Origin of the sequence: Methylomonas rivi, assembly GCF_024505165.1 — a bacterium.
Taxonomy (GTDB): Bacteria; Pseudomonadota; Gammaproteobacteria; order Methylococcales; family Methylomonadaceae; genus Methylomonas; species Methylomonas rivi.
The window spans coordinates 32,422-50,614 of the sequence record NZ_JANIBK010000004.1 but is presented as its reverse complement, the minus strand read 5'-3'; the positions used below and the strand labels follow the sequence as shown (position 1 = coordinate 50,614).

Below are 18,193 nucleotides of genomic sequence, written 5' to 3'. Positions count from 1 at the left end.
ATAGCCTCTATTTTCAGATAATTTGATGCGCACGTTAAAGCTTGTTTCGATTACCGCTCCGATGATGGCGCTAATAGTCATTAGTGCGTTTTTTGTACTGATGCGGGCTTCTTTGCCGAACGAAGACGGCGATGCGGTGTTACCCGGCTTGAATGCCCAGGTAAAGGTAAATAGCGACGAATTGGGCGTTCCCGCCATTTTCGCCGAAAACCGGGCGGATGCGTTGCGGATATTGGGATTTTTGCACGCCCGCGACCGCTTGTTTCAAATGGAATTGATGCGGCGCAAAAGCGCCGGGCGTTTGGCGGAATTATTCGGCCGGGCGGCGCTGGACAGCGACCGCAAGCAACGCGTCTATCAATTATCGAAAACCGCCCAACAAATCGTGCGGGATTTGCCCGTCGAGCAGCGTCGGCTGTTGCGGGCTTACGTAGCCGGCGTGAATGCCTATCTGGCGCAAGCCCGCATTCTGCCGCCCGAATTTTTGCTGTTGCGGCACCGGCCCGAGCCGTGGCGGGAGGAAGACAGTATCCTGGTGATATTGAGCATGTTTCAAACCCTGAACGGTTACGAACAGGACGAGCGCATGTTCAGCGTCATGGAAAAGGCCCTGCCCAAGGATTTGCTGGAATTTTTAACCCCGGATACCGACAGTTACACTACCACGCTGGTCGGAGGCGAGACGCCGCGCCGGTTTAACCCCGGCGTTCCGCCCTGGGTTTTTGCCGGCCTGCCTGAACCCGGCGCCTTATTGGCGCAAGCCGGGGTCGATGCGGGGAATGTGGTGATCGGTTCTAATAACTGGGTGGTGGCCGGCAGTAAAACCGTTGATGGCCGGGCCATGGTCGCCAACGATATGCACCTGGGTCTGAGCATACCGAATACCTGGTATCGGGCCGGAATAGCCTATCCGAAGCGGCGCGTTTACGGGGTGAGTTTGCCCGGCGTGCCCGGCATCATCGTCGGCGGCAACGACGATATAGCCTGGGGTTTTACCAATGTCACCGCCGATTTGCTGGATCTGGTCAGTCTGGATGTCAATCCGGATAATCCTTTGGAATACCGCGCGCCGCAGGGGTGGGCCAAATTCGGCATCCATACGGAGACGATTCAGGTCAAGGATGCGCCCGCCGTCGAAATGACCGTGCGCGACACGATTTGGGGGCCGGTTTCTGAACAAAGCTTGCTCGGCAAACCGGTGGCCATTAAATGGACGGCCTTGGAACCGCATGGCGTCGATTTAGGTTTGTTGGACATGGATGATGCCCAAAGCGTGCAACAGGCCACGGATATTTTGAACCGGATCGCGGCGCCGCCGCAAAATGTGGTGATTGCCGACCGGGCAGGGCATATCGGCTGGACCTATATGGGCCGTTTTCCGCAACGAGTCGGTTTCGACGGCTTGGCCAGCCGTTCCTGGGCGGATGGCGATCTGGCGTGGCAACAATTTCTGGCGCCGGACGCATTGCCGCGCTTGATCGATCCGCCGGAAGGTTTTATCGTCACCGCCAATAATCGCACCTTGGGCCGCGATTACCCGCATGCGATCGCGCATAACTGGGCGCTGGGTTACCGGGCGTTTCGCATCGCCGAATTACTGCGCGGACAAAACCGGCTGACGGAAGGCGATATGTTGGCGGTGCAGTTGGATACCCGCAACGCCGTGTACGATTTTTACCGGCAACTGGCTTTGGACGAACTGAGCCATATCGATGTTAAGGAGCCTGTGTTACAACAAGCCGGGCAAGCGTTAACGGCTTGGGATGGCCATATGCGCACCGATAGCATAGGTGCGGCGTTATTGGCGGAGTTCAGGAGCCAATTAGCTAAAGAGGTGTTTGCCAAAATCGTCGCCGCCTGCCAAGTCTACGATGCGGATTTTAGATATGCCTGGCGCGAGATGGAAACGCCCTTGCGTTTACTATTGACGCAACAACCGGCCGGATTATTGCGGGCGCGGTATCGCGACGATTGGCGCCGAATGATAGTGGAAAGCTTGACTCGGTCCGCCCAAAAGTTACAGCAGGAATATCCAGATAAAGATCTGGCAAACTTGGCTTGGGGCGAAACCCACCCGATAATCTTGCACCACCCGTTCAACAAAGTGGCGCCGTTGCTGGGCGAGCTGTTGGACATGCCCCGTTTCGAGAGCGACGGCTGCGCCGGCCTCTGCGTAAAAGTCATGGATACCGCCCATGGCGCCAGCGAGCGCCTGGTGCTGTCGCCCTTACATCCCGAGGATGCTATTTTCCACATGCCGGGCGGACAATCCGGGCATCCGTTTTCCAGCCATTACCGCGACCAGCAACCCTACTGGCAAAACGGGGTTGCGTCGCCGATGCGGACTAATACTGTTGCGCACAGCTTATCGTTTTTACCGCGATAAACTTTTTGTCGATATATGGTATTTTTACGCGGCGGCTTGTACAAGACTTGCGCCGGGGTTGATTAGAGTGATTACCGATTTGGCTTACCGTTAGTAAAATTAGATACCAGCGGGTCGATTTGCATACTCTAAATGCTTCCAAAGTAGTAACGTCAATTCGCTTGCAAAAGTTCTGGTATGACCCGTTCGACGGTCTACGAAGCCTAAATTGATAAGAGGAGCCGCTAATGTTGCGAACCAACGTCCAATCTTGCTTGTTTTTGAATTTATCGAATGCCGCTCAGCCGGGCCGGCCTTAGTTGCCGGTTATTCGCGCCGCCCGTATTCAATTAAGCGCTCGGGTGCAAACGATGGTTTCAAACACTTTGCCGGGCTTGCTCCGCTGTTTAGCGAGGACATGCAGCGTTTTTGGGGTTTCTTTATTACCGTGTTGTTTATCCATGGCACGGGCCGGCGAACCGGCGGAACGACCCTCGATAGCCGCCGCCGAACCAATGCCGGTTCAGGCGATCGGCGTCGCGAAACCCAATTCGCCGCCCGCCGAAGAGGCGAAAGACTTGGCGGATATGGACATTACGGAACTGGTGAAAGTCAAAGTCTCGCCGTTCGAAGTATCTGCACAGCTCGACAGCGGATACAAGGCATCCAACTCGGTATCCGGTTCCCGTTTCGATACGCCAATCCGGGATCTGCCCTTTGCAATTCAATCTTTTACGAAATCCTTTATCAAGGATCAAAAACCGCGGGATATCTTCGATGTGGCCCGTTATTCGCCGGGCGTCACCTATCGCAGCAACGATTTCAATGAAGGTAACGCCAATCTGGCCATTCGGGGGTTCGCGGTCGGCTCCCTGGCCGGCGGCAACATTCAAGTTCTTCGCGACGGCGTGCATGGCCCGTCGATCTTCGATTTCACCAATATCGCCCGGGTTGAAGTGGTCAAGGGGCCGTCGTCGTTTTTGTACGGGCAGGTTGCGCCCGGCGGCATCGTCAATGTAATTACCAAAAATCCGCGGCGCAAATTCGCGGCCAATGCCGATGCCCGTTATGGCGCCTACGGCCAGCACCGTTTCGATGTGGACGTAACGGGGCCGGCCACCGATACGCTGGCTTACCGTTTTGCCGCTTCCTACGATCAGGATATCGACTATTGGAAACCTTACGATGCGCATAGCTGGAACATTTCGCCATCGATACTTTGGCAACCCAGCGATCGCCTGAGCATCACGTTTAAGTACGAAAACTTTCAAAAAATCGAAGAACCGCAACTGATGCAAAAGCCCGGCCGTAACACCCAAACCGGCGTCGTACCGACCGCAGCGGATCCGAACTTGGTGGGGGTCGATGTGCCGGGCCTGGCCAATAACTGGAATAGCATGGCCTACAGCGACTACCGCAACAGCAATACGCACAATCTGAGTACCTGGATAGACTTTCGGGCTAACGAGCACTGGAATCTGCGCAGCGGTTTTTCGCATTTGGAATACGAGGTCGACGCGCTGTTCACCGGCAACTTCGGGATGGCCAACAATACCACGCTAATGCAAGGCCGCCGTGTCAGGCAGCAGGTTTACAGCAACCGCGACGACAGCATAGAGTTGCAAGCCGTCGGCAAGTACGATTTAGGCTTCGCCAGCCTGAGGCTATTGCTGGGCGGACAATACGTCGACCGCTATTTCGCCAGAAAGGCCGGTCAGGCGCCGAACGATCCCGCCTTGGGTAATGTGCCCACCGCGTCGCCGCTGCCATTGTGGGATTTAAGCAATCCCGCCACCTGGAACCGCGATACCGGCATTCCACTGTCGTTGTTAACCGAAAGCCCCTTGGACCAACGCATCAACTACGTGGACAAGTCCGTTTACGGCGGCTCCACCCTGGGTTTCTTCAACGATCGGTTATTGGTGCTGACGGGTTGGCGTTGGACATCGACCGAAAGCCAGGTCAACGATCGCGCGACTGGGATTGCGCAATCCACCGCCAGCCGAGTCACGCCCCAATTTGGGGTGCTATACAAATTGACGCCCGAATTATCCCTGTTCGGCAGTTACGCCGAATCTTTCGTACCCGGCACTTTCCCGATCAACAATATCGACGGTACCAGTAGTATTCCGGCCCCGACCGAGGGCTGGGGCTACGATGTCGGTCTGAAGGCCAGTTTGTTTGACGGACGGGTTTCCGGCACGTTGACCTTCTTCGATATACGCAATCGAAATGTCGTCAACGATCTTGCGCAAACCAACGCACTCGGCGCGGTGGTGATCAATAACATTCAAAGCGGCGAACAGCGTTCTCGCGGTATCGAACTCGATACCACGATAAAGCTGACGGATAACTGGCAGTTATATACATCTTACAGTTACATGGACGCCCGTATCACCGAATTCAGCGGCAGCGACGCCGCCATACTCGCCCAGGATCCGAATACGCTCGACGCGGCCGGACAGGCTAACTACAAGAATGTCAGTTTATTTCACAACGCGCCCTTGCAGATGAGCGCGCCGCACATCGCTAACTTGTGGACGCGTTACGACTTTGCGCAAAACGGGCTGGAAGGGCTTTACCTGGCGGGCGGCGTCAATTTTGTTTACGACCAGACGCTGCTACCCAGCAGCCCGGCGTCGTCCCGCCAGACGTACGCGTTGTTCAACGCCACGGTGGGTTATGCCTGGGAAGCGGGCGGCCACCGCATGAGTTTGGACCTGATGGGCAAAAATCTGGCGAACGAACAATATCGTCCCTCGCAAAGTACGCGGGGCAGGCCCCGCGAGTTTATGCTTACCTTCTCGGTTAATTACTGAGTCAGCCCCCATGCCGCGCCAAAACACCGTTGCCGCCCCTCTGTCGGTGGAATATCCCGGATGACAGTAAAGAGTCCCTGGGTATCCAGCTTGCCCTCAAAGTCTGTTGACTGCTGCAAACTCAACGGCATACTAAGAACAATTGGTATCGGATTGATAACATGCCTGCTGGTGTTACCCGGCATAGGGGCGAGCCAAGACAGAAAGCACCCAAATGAAGTGGAAGCGGCTTTTCTGCGCAACTTCGCCCATTATGTCGAATGGCCGTCCCATGCATTCGCCGACGATCGATCGTCTTGGGTTATCGGTATTCTGGGCGACGACCCTTTCGGCGATATTATGGAAACCACATTTAGCAATCGTACTGAAAAGGGGCGTGCGTTCAAGGTGTTACGTGCCGATAGCCTGGATGAAATGCCCGACTGCCACATCGTGTTTATTGCCTATAAAAGTGCCGGCCGCCGCCGTTGGGCGCTGGATCAAATTAAAAATAAACCGGTACTGACAGTCGGCGATGCGCCGGAATTTTTGCGGGAAGGCGGGATAATACAATTCAACGTCGATGACAGAGTGCATATGAATATCAATTTGGACCAAGCGCGAGCGGTTGCATTGACTATTCAGACCAAGATGCTGGAGGTATCCAGCGGCATTTTGGAGCACGGTGTGATCCGTAAGGTGAGATAAGGCGATGTCTTTCCAGCACAATATTTACAACAGGCTGGCGCGAGTGCTTTGGGGGGCGGCGCTGCTGGCATTCATAGTCGGAGGTGTCGCATTCATACTCGTCGATCGCTTCACGCTGGAAACCCGGGTGCGGCAGATCATGGAACCCTATGCGCGGCTTATCTCCGTCGGAACGGACGCGGCGGTGGCCTTCGAGGACCCCGCGCGCGCGCAGGAAGTTCTGGATACTCTAAGGGCTTATTCGCAGATACGTGAAGCGCAAATTTTTTTGGAAAACGGCCGAGTGCTGGCGGGCATCAATCTCGCATCCGATTCACCGCTGCAAATTTCGAGCCTCAAATCGGACGGGATCCGCATCGAGGATGGTTCGGCTGAATTATGGCAAGCCTTACCGAACGGCGGACGCCTCCGCATGACCATGCGCTTGGAGCAACTCGGCAAGCAAACTCATTTGGCGCTTTGGATCTTCGGCGCCGGCATAGCTGTGTTGTTGACGACCACGTTCGGGCAACTGACTATCTTGCGCCGGACTATCGTGCGTCCGATTGCATTATTGACCGAAGCGACCGAGCGGGTCCGGGTTACCGCCGACTACAAGCAGCGCGTGCCTGCTACCAGTACGGATGAGATAGGCCGCCTAGGTCAAAATTTCAATAGCATGATGCAAGCCATTCAGGAACGGGAAGAACATCTACAGCGGCTCAGCATTTTTCAGCGTACCATTCTAGACGACGCGGCCTACGCTATTATCTCCAGCGATTGCGGCGGCATAATCAATAGCTTCAATCCCGCCGCCGAACGTTTGCTGGGGTACGCGGCAAAGGAGGTGATAGGTAAACAGACGCCCACACTATGGCACGATCCCGATGAGATAAGCAGGTACGCCACTCGTTTATCCGCACAGCTGGGTACAACAATAGCGCCGGGATTCGAAGCGTTTACGATCCGGCCGATGCATGATTTGCCGGAGGAAAACGAATGGACTTTCATTCGTAAGGACGGCAAGCGGATCCCGGTTAATCTGTCAGTTACCCGTCTGCGGGAAGAAAGCGGCCGGACCGCCGGTTTTGTCGGCCTGGCCTATGATCTCACCGAACGTAAACACGCCCAGCACCAATTGCAATTGCTGACCCACGCCATGGATCAGGTAAAGGAAACTATTACGCTGATGGGCGACAACGACCCTCATTTTCTCTATGTCAACCAGAGCGCCGTTACCACCTTGGGATATAGCCGTGAAGAGCTTACCGGCGGTATGGGCGTATTCGATATCGATCCCGACTGGTCGCCGGAGGTTTGGGAGAACTTTTGGCGGGAGTTGTCCATCCGCCGCCAAATGCAGTTCGAAACCAGACACCGTACCCGGGACGGGCGTATTTTTCCGGTGGAATTGACGGCGAACTATTTTGAGTTCGATGGCCGGAAATACAATCTGGCAATCTGCCGGGATATTACCGAACGCAAGCAAACCGAGAAACTGTTGACGGAATACGCCGCGATTGTCGAATCCTCCGACGATGCCATCGTAGGCAAAACGCTGGACGGCGTCATCATCAACTGGAATAAGGGCGCGGAACGCATGCTGGGATACCGGGCAGACGAAATTATTGGGCATAGGGTTACCGAGTTGATTCCCGGCGACCGGTTGAACGAAGAGCGAGAGATACAGGAGAAGATCCGCCGCGGCGAGTTTATTCGGCACTATGAAACCGTGCGCCGCCGCAAGGATGGTCGGCTAATCGATGTTTCGGTGACAGTGTCTCCGTTGAAAAACCAGCAAGGCGAAATTATAGGTGCCTCCAAGATTGCGCGCGATATAACCGAGCAAAAACGAGCGGAAGTCGAACTCAGGCGCTACCGGGACCAACTGGAAGAAACCGTGCGGCAACGGACGCAAGAACTCATGTTAACCCGGGACGCCGCCGAGGCGGCCAACAAAGCCAAAAGCGTGTTTTTGGCCAACATGAGTCATGAGCTGCGCACGCCGTTGAACGCCATTCTGGGTTTTTCCTCGATTATGCGCAAAAACCCTCTGTTGCCGGAGGCGGACAGGCGCAACGTCGATATCATTAACCGTAGCGGCGAACATTTGTTGACGCTGATCAATGACGTCTTGGAAATGGCCAAGATCGAAGCGGGTCGGATCCAACTGGAAGAGGAGGCCTTCGATTTGGGGGGTATGTTATGCGATGTAATGGATATGATGCAGGGGCGGGCCAAGGAAAAACAGCTGGAGCTCACCATTGATCAGTCTTCCGATTTTCCGCGTTACATTGTTGGCGACCAAGCCCGCTTACGCCAAGTGTTAATCAACTTGGTGGGCAATGCCCTGAAATTTACCGAGCATGGCGGTGTAACCATACGCCTGGGCACCAAAAACAACGCCGTTTCGCACTTATTGATCGAAGTTGAAGATACGGGTCCCGGTATCGCCCCGGAAGATCAACAACGTATCTTCGAACCCTTCGTGCAATTGGGTAAAACGGCGGATAACAAAGGCACCGGACTCGGCTTAAGCATCACCCGGCAATTCGTGCAGCTGATGAAGGGGCATCTTAGCCTGGAAAGCACGCCGGGCAAGGGCTCGCTGTTTCGCATCGATTTACCGTTGGGCATTGCCGACGCCGTCGATATCGGCAGGTTGCATGGCACGGAAGAACGGGATGTCTTGAGCTTGGCGCCCGGTCAACCCACGTTTCGGATACTCGTGGCGGAAGATCAGCAAGACAATCGGCTGTTGCTGGTCAACCTGCTGGAACCGCTCGGTTTTCAGGTCAAACAGGCGGAAAACGGCCGGGAAGCGGTGGAATTATTCCATAAATGGCACCCGCATTTAATATTGATGGACAGACAAATGCCGGTCATGGACGGCGTGGAAGCGACAAAAGTCATCCGTCAAAGTCCCGAAGGCCGGCGGGTAAAAATCGTTGCGGTCACCGCATCCGCGTTTTCCGAGCAGCGCACCGAAATGTTGATTGCCGGTATGGATAGCCTTATAAGCAAACCGTTTCAAGCCGGCGATATCTATGAATGTATGTCCAGCCTGCTGGGCGCAAAGTTCGTCTACGCGGAAACCGAAACAGCCGCAAATGAATCCGTAGCATTGACGGCGGATATGCTGGCCGTGTTGCCGGAGCAATTGCGCCGCGACCTGGAGAGCGCGGTGGTCAGCCTGGAAAGCGAGCGTATGGAACTGATTATTGAACGGATTGCGGATTACGATCCGCAATTACAGAACATATTAAGCCGGCTTGTTTATAATTTCGATTATCCGGCGATTCTGAAGGCGCTGCGGACCGTTTAGGATTGGCATGTCAAAGAAAAATAACATATTGGTAGTAGACGACACGGCGGCTTCTCTGAAGTTGTTGAGCGACTTGCTGAAGGCGGAAGGCTACGAAGTTCGCGCCGCTATTAATGGGGAGTTGGCCATAGAATCGACTATCGGTAACCCGCCCGACTTGGTATTGCTGGATATCCTGATGCCCGGCATGGACGGTTTCGAGGTTTGCCGCAGACTCAAGGCTAATCCCGATACCCGAAACGTGCCCGTGATCTTCATTAGCGCGCTGTCCGACACCGATGAAAAGGTGCAAGGCTTTGGTTTGGGTGCGGTCGATTTTGTGACCAAACCCTATCAGCGCGAGGAATTGTTGAGCCGGGTGCGTACCCATCTGGAAATCGATAGACTCCGCAACCATCTTGAGGAGCTGGTAACGGAACGTAGCCGGCGGCTGGCCGAAAGCGAAGCCAAGCTGAGGACAAGTCTGGATGAGCTGATGCTGGCGAATACGCAATTGCAAACGCTGTTGTATACCATCCCCGAGCCGGTTTGGTTAAAGGATCCGGAAGGCGTTTATCTGGCCTGTAATCGGCAGTTCGAACGTTTTTTCGGCGCCAAGGAAGCGCAAATCGTCGGTAAAACGGATTACGATTTTGTCGGCCGCGAGTTGGCCGATCTTTTTCGGGAAAACGATTTGAAGGCCATGGCCGCGGGCAACGTGAACACCAACGAGGAGTGGCTGACCTTTGCCGATAACGGTTACCGGGGGCTGTTCGAAACCCTCAAGACACCGATGCTGGACCGGGACGGCAAGTTAATCGGCGTCTTGGGTATCGCGCGCGACATTACCGAGCGTAAAGCGGCCGAAGAAAAAATCCAACGGCATATGCGCTTGTATGCCGCCTTGAGCCGTTGCAACAAAGCCATAGCGCATTGTAGCGGCGAAGCGGAGCTGTTTTTGGAGATATGCCGGGCCGCCGTGCAATTTGGCGGCATGAAGATGGCCTGGGTCGGCATGATCGATGCCGAAACCAAATTGATTAAGCCGGTCGCCAGTTTCGGCGAAGGAGCCGATGATTTGCAATACCTTGAGGCATCGGTAGATGCCGACAGCCCGTACGGGCACGGTCCAACCGGAACGGCCATTCGGGAACAGCGGCCTTATTGGTGCCAGGATTTTATCAACGACCCGGTCACCGCGCCTTGGAAAGCGCTCGGCGTGAAGGCTGGTTGGGCGGCATCGGCTTCGTTACCGCTGTACCGAAACGATACCGCAATCGGTGCGTTCATTCTGTATGCCGATCAAGCTAACGCCTTCGACGAAGCCGCGCGCGATCTTTTGCTTGAGATGTCGATGGATATCAATTTCGCGCTGGAAAATTTTAGCAGAGTGATGGCTCAAAAACGGGCCGAAGCCGAAATTGAACGCCTGGCTTTCTATGACCCGCTCACCAACTTACCGAATCGGCGCCTGTTGTACGACCGTTTGCAACAATCCATCGCCGGCAATGCCCGGCATGCAAATCACGGCGCGGCCTTGTTTATCGACCTGGATAACTTCAAAACGCTTAACGACACCAAAGGCCATAACGCGGGCGATTTGTTATTGGTGGAGGTGGCGCAGCGCGTGCAGGCCTGTGTGCGGGAAGGCGATACGGTAGCCAGATTGGGCGGCGACGAATTTGTGGTGATTCTTAACGGCTTGAGCAAGGATTACTCGCAAGCGTCCAACCATACCAAAATCGTGGGAAACAAGATGCTCGCGGCGATTGGCCGGCCCTATTTATTGCAAGGATTCGAGCACCATTGTTCGGCCAGCATGGGGGTTATATTATTCCGCCACCAGGACACTAGCGCCGAGGAATTGTTACGCTGCGCGGATACCGCCTTGTATCAAGCCAAGCGCTGCGGACGCAACAGTCTGCTTTTTTACGATCCGGCCATGCAGGCGGCATTGGAGAAACGCAGCGAGACGGAACGCGACTTGCGCGCGGCCTTGACCGGAGACCAATTCAGGCTTTTTTATCAGATGCAGGTAAACCAAGCCGGGCAAATATTGAGCGCGGAAGTATTGATACGCTGGATACACCCGCGGCTCGGCATGGTTCCGCCGCTGGACTTTATTCCGTTGGCCGAGGAAACCGGGTTGATCTTGCCCATGGGGCAATGGGTATTGGACGCCGCATGCGCTCAGCTGCGGCGCTGGGAATCCGACCCCGATCATGCCGCGTTGCAACTTGCCGTCAACGTCAGCGCCCGGCAATTCCATCAAGCAAACTTTGTCGCGCAAGTCCTGGATTCGCTAAGCAAGTATTCGGTCAACCCCAACCGGTTGAAACTCGAACTTACCGAGACGCTGGTGCTGAATGATATCGACGATACTATCGTCAAGATGCACCAACTGAAAAAAATCGGCGTCAGCTTTTCCTTGGACGATTTCGGCACCGGTTACTCATCCTTGTACTACCTCACCAAACTGCCGATAGACCAGTTGAAAATAGACCAATCCTTCGTCCGTAATATCGGGCTGACCCAAAGCGACGCAGTTATCGTGCAAACCATTATCGGCATGGCTAATAATTTGAAAATAGAAAGTATTGCCGAGGGGGTGGAGACGGAAGCTCAGCGTTCGTTCCTGGAAGCGCACGGTTGCCGCCTTTACCAGGGTTTTTTATATAGCCGGGCGCTGCCGGTAGAGGTATTTGAATTGCAGTTCGGGCCTGTTGCGGAACAGTCGGCTTTCGCCGATAAATGATGCGGTTATCAGGCACGGCCGAAACGGCATGGTCGGCCAGCGGATAGGGGGCGTCCAAAGCAGGTGCGACGTTTCCGCTTTCGCTTCGGAACTATTGACTATCCCCCAATACCTAACCGGCTTTAGCAGGTATGCGGGGTGTCCCATGAAAATACAAACGGTCAAATCCAGCACTATCGACGTTGTGGGATACGACGAGAAAACCCATAAATTGCGGGTGTCATTCCGTAACGACAAACCGCAAGAATTTTGCCATGTGCCTGAACAGACCTTTGAAGCATTTATTAATGCTCGCTCAAAAAACCGCTTTTTCAAGCGGCATATCCAAAACGCTTTTCCTTGTTGATTTTCAGCGCTCATGTGTCGAATTGGATGGATTGTTTAGGCAACCCATCCAGGTTCTTTCCATGATAAAAACAGACTCATTCAGCAGTTGCCGCATCGCCAATTATTGCCGCCGGCCTCTGCTCGCCCTTGCCGATTTCCAGCAAGTCCCAGAACAGCAGGCCGCCGCCCGCCGCCGTCATCAATCCGAACACCATGCGCCAGACCATGGCCTGCATGAACCAGGGATGGTTTTGGGCGGCGAAATAGCCGGCCCAAGTGGAACCTTCCACGGCGCGTTCGATAAACGATTGTTCGTAACCGGCGATCAGCAGCGCTACCGTCATGCCCAAAACGCCCAGATTTAACAACACCGCGGCGGTTTTCCAGCGCCAGCCGTTGACCAAGTCGCCGCCCATCCAGACATTGCCGCGGGCTTGTTGCACCGCCAGATAAAAGAAGGCGATGTTGATGGTGGCGTAGGCGCCGAAGAAGGCCAGATGGCCATGCGAGGCCGACCACTGGGTGCCGTGGGTGTAGAGATTGATCTGCGGCAAGGTATGCATGAAGCCCCAGACGCCGGCGCCTAAAAAGTTGCCGAAAGCGTGCGCGATCACCCAGGCCAAGGCCGGATGATTGCTGTTTTTAAACCGGTGCACGCCAGAGTCGTAAATAGAATGCACCACCATCGCCACCAACGGAATCGGTTCCAGCGCGGAGAAAAAACCGCCGATGGTGAACCAGTATTCGGGCGTGCCGATCCAGAAATAATGATGGCCCAAGCCCAAAATGCCGGAGCCGAACATCAAGGCTACTTCGATATACAGCCAGGTTTGCACCACTTGCCGGCGCACGCCAAGCAGTTTCATCAAGCTCCAGGCCATGATACAGCCTACCAATACTTCCCAGGTGGCTTCCACCCATAAGTGGATCACCCACCACCACCAATATTGGTCGACCGAAATGTTGGTAACATAAAACATACCGGCCAGATACAGGCCGGCCAAGGCGACCAGATCCAAGGTCAACACGCCGGCAATACCGGACCATTTGCCCTTGGCAAAGGTGGCGGCGACGTTATAAAAGAAGGTCAACACCACGGCGACGATACCGATGTCGGCCCAGCGCGGGGCTTCGATATATTCGCGGCCTTCGTTGATCAGCCACAGCGACGTGTCGTTGCCGGCGCCGAACTGGATGAACAGATACACCAGCACCACGATGGCGACCGCGCCGGTCAACACCCAGAATGCCAGTCGTCCCCATTTCAGGCCGACGATTTCGACGCCGCTTTCGTCTTCCAGAAACCAGTACACCGAGCCGATGAAGCCGTACAGCATCCAGACCACCATGGCATTGATGTGCACCATGCGGTTAACGTTGAAATCCAGGATTTCGTATAAAAAGCTCGGAAACAGAAATTGCAGGCCGGCCAATAAACCGAACAGCAGTTGCGCCATGAACAACACCATGGCGACCGTGAAATAATGTACCGCCAATTTTTGTCCGCCGCTCAAATGCGGGTTGGCCATGAATACAGCGTAACGTTGCTTGCAGTCCGCCCAGCAGACGGCGGCTTTTTCTTGATAGGCTTGTAGCGTCATCTGTTATTCCTCTTCGCCGATGGCTTTGAAATTATGCGGAAAACCGTTGGTATCGATGGTGGACATCCATTTCAGGAAGGCCACGATGGCTTCCGCTTCCGGCTGGGTGATGTCCAGATTGGGCATCTTGCGGTTGGAACCGAAGGTACGGGCGTTTTTTTCCGGGTCGAGCAGGAAATCCACCATCATTTGTTCGCGCGATTCCTTGGCGATCCAGCCTTGGTCCAGCCAGGCCTTGGTCAAGTCCGGCGCATAATAGGCGCCGTTGCCGAGCAGGGTATGGCAATTCATGCAGTTTTTGGCTTGCACGGTTTTTTTGCCGAGGTCGACCAGTTTTTCCGCTTCCTCTTCGCTCAAGGTCTTGCCGAATAAGGGCGCATTGCCGCCGATGACCGGCTGATAACGCTGTTTGGCTTTGTCGAAGCGGTAACTAACGTCTTTATTGATGACGCCGTACGCCTGCACGCGGGAACCGCCCGCCGTGATTTGGGATAGGGAATCGAAGGTTAAAATTACCAGCAACACGAAGGAACCGCCGGTTACCCAGATGGCGGTTTTTTTCCAAAACGTTTCGGATGCCCAGCGCGGGACTTGCTCAGTCATGACGACCTCCAGATTGATGAGAATGTTCGGGTTCTTCGGCATGGGTCGCAACGCATAGCCGCCAGATGAAACGGGGCATAAAGGCGTACCCCACCGCCAAGCTTAGCGACAGCCACAGCCAGTAACCGGTAAAATGATTAACCGTGCTGAAGATGCCGATGCAAACCAATAAAGCGGCATAGGCAAGCCATGCGCCCCAGTAAAACCGCGGGCGGGTTTTGATTTTGGCCCATGCGTAAAGCGCGGCATACAAGGCGGCGCTGAGTATGATCATGGCCGCGCTGAAAAAGCTCAAAAAGAAATCGGATAGGGCTACGGGTTCGACCAACATTAGAATTCTCCGATAATAGGGAACGTTTCTTATAAACATTCATCATATATGCATCTTATAAGAGTGTAAAACCTCTAAAGATTTATTTCAAATACATTATTAAACAACAATTAACTTATGCAGCTGACCGCGCACACGGATTACGGATTACGGGTTTTGATTTATTTGACTTTACATCCGGACAGACTGGTTACCATCAACGAGCTGGCGGAGTTTTTCGCCATATCCAAAAATCATTTGGTCAAGGTGGTGCACAATTTGGGACTGAAAGGTTTTGTGCGTACCGTGCGCGGCAAGGGCGGCGGCATTTGCCTGGCCGGCCCCGCGGAGCAAATCAGCGTGGGTCGCGTCGTCAGAGAGTTGGAAGGCCATTTTCAAATGGCCGAATGTTTCAATCCCGGCAAGCAAGGCCAGTGCGCGATTCAGCCTCATTGCGGACTAACGGGTTTGCTGGCGCGCGCGGTCGAACAGTTTTTACAGGTGTTGGACGGCGCGGTGCTATCCGACTTGCTGTCGGCGGGCAGTTTGACCGGAATTCAGGCCGGCACCGGCGTCGAACCCGGGGAATAGCGGTTTTCCGGCCGCTAGACCGGGTTTTGTCGGCGGTCCGTAGAGGCATGGATCGCCAAGGCCAGGACGATCAAACCGCTGCCGAAGGCGATTTTCAGCGTCAAGGGTTCCTGGTTGACGAAATAACCGAGCAGCAGCGAAAACACCGGCGTGATCAAGGTAATCATGGCGACCGAGGTGGCCGGCAGGTAAATCAGCAGATAGTAGAACAGCGCAAAACCGATGGGCGTGGCGATCATGCCCAGATACAGGATGGCTAGTTGGGTTTGTTGCGACACCGCAACCGGTAACGCCGCTGCGTCCAGCCAATACCAGGTGACTAAATAAGCCGGCAGCGCGAATAACATGCCGCCGCTGATTTGGGTCAAGGCGGGTAGTTCGGCGCGAATCTGTTTCACCCACACCGAGCTGACCGAATATAAAAAGGTCGCCATCAGCATGGCCAGCATGCCTTGTATGGCCAGTTCATTGATCTCCAGCGCGGAGTTGAACATCACCAACAAGCCGATTATGCCCATGACATAGGAAATCAGCTTGCCGAGGCCCAAGCTGCGTTCCTTTAAAAAAGCCGCCGCCAAAAATGCGGTCATGAAAGGGCTTAAGCCGAATATCACCGATACCCAGCCGGAGGGAATATATTGCGCGCCCCAGTAAGTGATCAGCATGCTCAGATAGAGTTGCAGGGCCACCGCCAAATAGGTTTGCAGCGCCTTGCGGTTTAATCGTAACGGCTGGCGGGCCAACAGCATCAACAAAAACAGGCAGACCGCGCCTATGCACATGCGGGCGGTGACGCCGAACACAAAACTGACGTCCACCGAACTCCATTTGATGGCCAAGGGCGTGGTGGACCATATCAACACCACGCCCAGGTAAGCCAAAAAGATACGCACGCGGATTATTGTCTGGCGCGTTGCGCCAGCAGGTCGTCCACCACCGCCGGATCGGCCAGCGTGGAGGTGTCGCCTAAATTACCGATATCGTTGGCGGCAATTTTCCGCAAGATGCGGCGCATGATTTTGCCGGAGCGGGTTTTGGGCAGGCCGGGCGCCCATTGAATGAAATCCGGCAGCGCAATGGCGCTGATTTCTTCCTTGACCAGTTCCTTCAGTTGTTTTTTTAGCTCGTCGTTGGGCTGCACGCCGGCATTTAGCGTCACATACGCGTAAATGCCTTGGCCTTTAATGGCATGCGGAAACCCCACCACGGCCGCTTCGGCGACGTCGTGATGCAATACCAGCGCGCTTTCGATTTCCGCAGTGCCTAGACGGTGGCCGGAAACGTTGATCACATCGTCCACCCGGCCTGTGATCCAGTAATAGCCGTGTTCGTCGCGCTTGGCGCCGTCGCCGGCGAAATACAAGCCGGGGAATTTTTTGAAATAAGTTTCGATGAAACGGTCATGGTCGCCGTAAACCGAGCGCATTTGTCCCGGCCAGGAGTCGGTGATGACCAAATTGCCTTCGGCCACGCCGTCCAGGATATGGCCGTCGTTATCGACAATCGCCGGTTTGATGCCGAAAAACGGCAACGTGGCCGAACCGGGTTTTAAATCGGTGGCGCCGGGCAGCGGCGTAATCAGAATGCCGCCGGTTTCGGTTTGCCACCAGGTATCGACAATGGGGCAACGCGCGCCGCCCACCACGTGGTAATACCATTCCCAGGCTTCCGGGTTGATCGGCTCGCCAACGCTGCCCAGTATGCGCAGGCTGCCGCGGTCGGTGCGGGTCACGTAGCCGTCGCCTTGCGCCATCAGCGCGCGTATCGCCGTCGGCGCGGTATAAAAAATATTGACCTGGTGTTTGTCCACCACCTGCCAAAAACGATCGGCGGCCGGGTAGGTGGGCACGCCTTCGAACATCAAGGTGGTGGCGCCGTTGCATAACGGGCCGTAAAGTACGTACGAGTGGCCGGTGATCCAGCCGATATCGGCGGTACACCAATACACGTCGCCGTCGTGATAATCGAATACGTATTTGTGGGTCATGGCGGCGTACAACAGGTAACCGCCGGTGGTATGCAACACGCCCTTGGGTTTGCCGGTGGAGCCGGAAGTATACAGAATGAACAAGGGATCTTCCGCGTCCATTGTTTCCGGTGGACAATCCGCCGAGGCTTCCGCCATGGCCGCGCGGTAGCAAATATCGCGCTCGGGATGCCAGGGTATGGCGTGTCCGGTATGTTTGATGACGATAACGGTGGTCAAGTTGGGGCACTGGGCGGCGGCCTTGTCGGCATTGATCTTGGCGGGGACGATTTTGCCGCCCCGGTAGCTTTCGTCGGCGCAGATCAAAAGCCGGCAATCGGCGTCCAGAATCCGGTCGCGCAGGGCGTCGGCGGAAAAGCCGCCGAAGACGATGGAATGCACCGCGCCGATGCGGGCGCAGGCTAGAATCGCCACCGCCGCTTCGCTGATCATCGGTAAATAAATGCACACCCGGTCGCCTTTTCTCACGCCTTGGGCTTTCAATACATTGGCGAATTTGCAGACTTCGCGGTGTAATTCGCGATAGGTCAGTTTGGCGTCATAATCCGGGTGATCGCCTTCCCAAATGATGGCGATCTGGTCGCCGCGCGTATCCAGATGCCTGTCCAGGCAGTTGACGCTGGCATTCAATTTGCCGCCCATGAACCAGTGAATATCGCCGTTAAGAAAATCGCATTGCAGCACCTGTTGCCAGGGTTGCTCCCAGTCCAGAAATTGCCGGGCTTGCTCGGCCCAAAAACCTTCCGGATCGCTTATCGATTGCCGATACAGGCGATGGTATTGATCCGCATCGATATGCGCCATGGCGGCAATTTCGGGTTTGACAGGATAAAGGTGATGTTCCGACATGGTAAGTCCTTGGGTC

Annotated in this window: 12 protein-coding genes; 7 read left to right on the top strand and 5 right to left on the bottom strand. The window is 55.0% G+C overall.

Annotated features, from left to right (window positions below; all coding sequences use genetic code 11):
- Positions 1–25: 25 nt before the first annotated feature.
- The 6 genes from NP596_RS01670 (at position 26) to NP596_RS01645 (ending at position 12,255) form a co-directional block, all read left to right on the top strand.
- The gene (locus NP596_RS01670) at positions 26–2,386 is read left to right on the top strand and encodes a penicillin acylase family protein (RefSeq protein WP_256613466.1); all 2,361 of its coding nucleotides are present in this window, start codon (positions 26–28) and stop codon (positions 2,384–2,386) included.
- A 440-nt stretch (positions 2,387–2,826) separates the two neighbouring features.
- On the top strand, positions 2,827–5,184 hold the full coding sequence (locus NP596_RS01665) for a TonB-dependent siderophore receptor (protein WP_256613465.1): 2,358 nt from the start codon (positions 2,827–2,829) through the stop codon (positions 5,182–5,184).
- Between the two features lie 153 nt (positions 5,185–5,337).
- Entirely contained in the window at positions 5,338–5,871 is a 534-nt protein-coding gene (locus NP596_RS01660; protein ID WP_256613464.1) for a TOL_0243 family YfiR-like periplasmic protein, read from the top strand.
- Between the two features lie 4 nt (positions 5,872–5,875).
- Positions 5,876–9,175, top strand: coding sequence for a PAS domain S-box protein (locus tag NP596_RS01655; RefSeq protein WP_256613463.1), 3,300 nt, complete (start codon positions 5,876–5,878; stop codon positions 9,173–9,175).
- A 7-nt stretch (positions 9,176–9,182) separates the two neighbouring features.
- Positions 9,183–11,909 (top strand): EAL domain-containing protein, encoded by a 2,727-nt coding sequence (locus NP596_RS01650; RefSeq protein WP_256613462.1) that lies wholly within the window; start codon positions 9,183–9,185, stop codon positions 11,907–11,909.
- Between the two features lie 145 nt (positions 11,910–12,054).
- Positions 12,055–12,255 (top strand): KTSC domain-containing protein, encoded by a 201-nt coding sequence (locus NP596_RS01645; protein ID WP_256613461.1) that lies wholly within the window; start codon positions 12,055–12,057, stop codon positions 12,253–12,255.
- 76 nt (positions 12,256–12,331) lie between these two features.
- Here the strand turns inward: NP596_RS01645 and NP596_RS01640 are convergent, their stop codons facing one another.
- The 3 genes from NP596_RS01640 to NP596_RS01630 are packed head-to-tail and all read right to left on the bottom strand — an operon-like array spanning position 12,332 to position 14,771.
- Positions 12,332–13,837: a cbb3-type cytochrome c oxidase subunit I gene (locus NP596_RS01640; RefSeq protein WP_256613460.1), complete on the bottom strand. Its 1,506-nt coding sequence runs from the start codon at positions 13,835–13,837 to the stop codon at positions 12,332–12,334.
- A 3-nt stretch (positions 13,838–13,840) separates the two neighbouring features.
- Positions 13,841–14,440, bottom strand: a complete 600-nt coding sequence (locus NP596_RS01635) for a c-type cytochrome (protein WP_256613459.1) — start codon at positions 14,438–14,440, stop codon at positions 13,841–13,843.
- Positions 14,433–14,771, bottom strand: a complete 339-nt coding sequence (locus NP596_RS01630) for a hypothetical protein (protein WP_256613458.1) — start codon at positions 14,769–14,771, stop codon at positions 14,433–14,435. The genes NP596_RS01635 and NP596_RS01630 overlap by 8 nt, the downstream gene beginning before the upstream one ends.
- Positions 14,772–14,888: 117 nt before the next feature.
- Here NP596_RS01630 and NP596_RS01625 point away from each other — a divergent pair, with 117 nt between their 5' ends.
- On the top strand, positions 14,889–15,341 hold the full coding sequence (locus NP596_RS01625; protein WP_256613457.1) for an Rrf2 family transcriptional regulator: 453 nt from the start codon (positions 14,889–14,891) through the stop codon (positions 15,339–15,341).
- A gap of 14 nt (positions 15,342–15,355) precedes the next feature.
- Here NP596_RS01625 and NP596_RS01620 read toward each other — a convergent pair whose 3' ends face one another.
- Positions 15,356–16,234 (bottom strand): DMT family transporter, encoded by an 879-nt coding sequence (locus NP596_RS01620; RefSeq protein WP_256613456.1) that lies wholly within the window; start codon positions 16,232–16,234, stop codon positions 15,356–15,358.
- 5 nt (positions 16,235–16,239) lie between these two features.
- Positions 16,240–18,177 carry an acetate--CoA ligase gene (acs, locus tag NP596_RS01615; RefSeq protein ID WP_256613455.1) on the bottom strand — a complete coding sequence of 646 codons (1,938 nt, stop codon included), beginning with the start codon at positions 18,175–18,177 and terminating at the stop codon, positions 16,240–16,242.
- Positions 18,178–18,193: the final 16 nt, after the last annotated feature.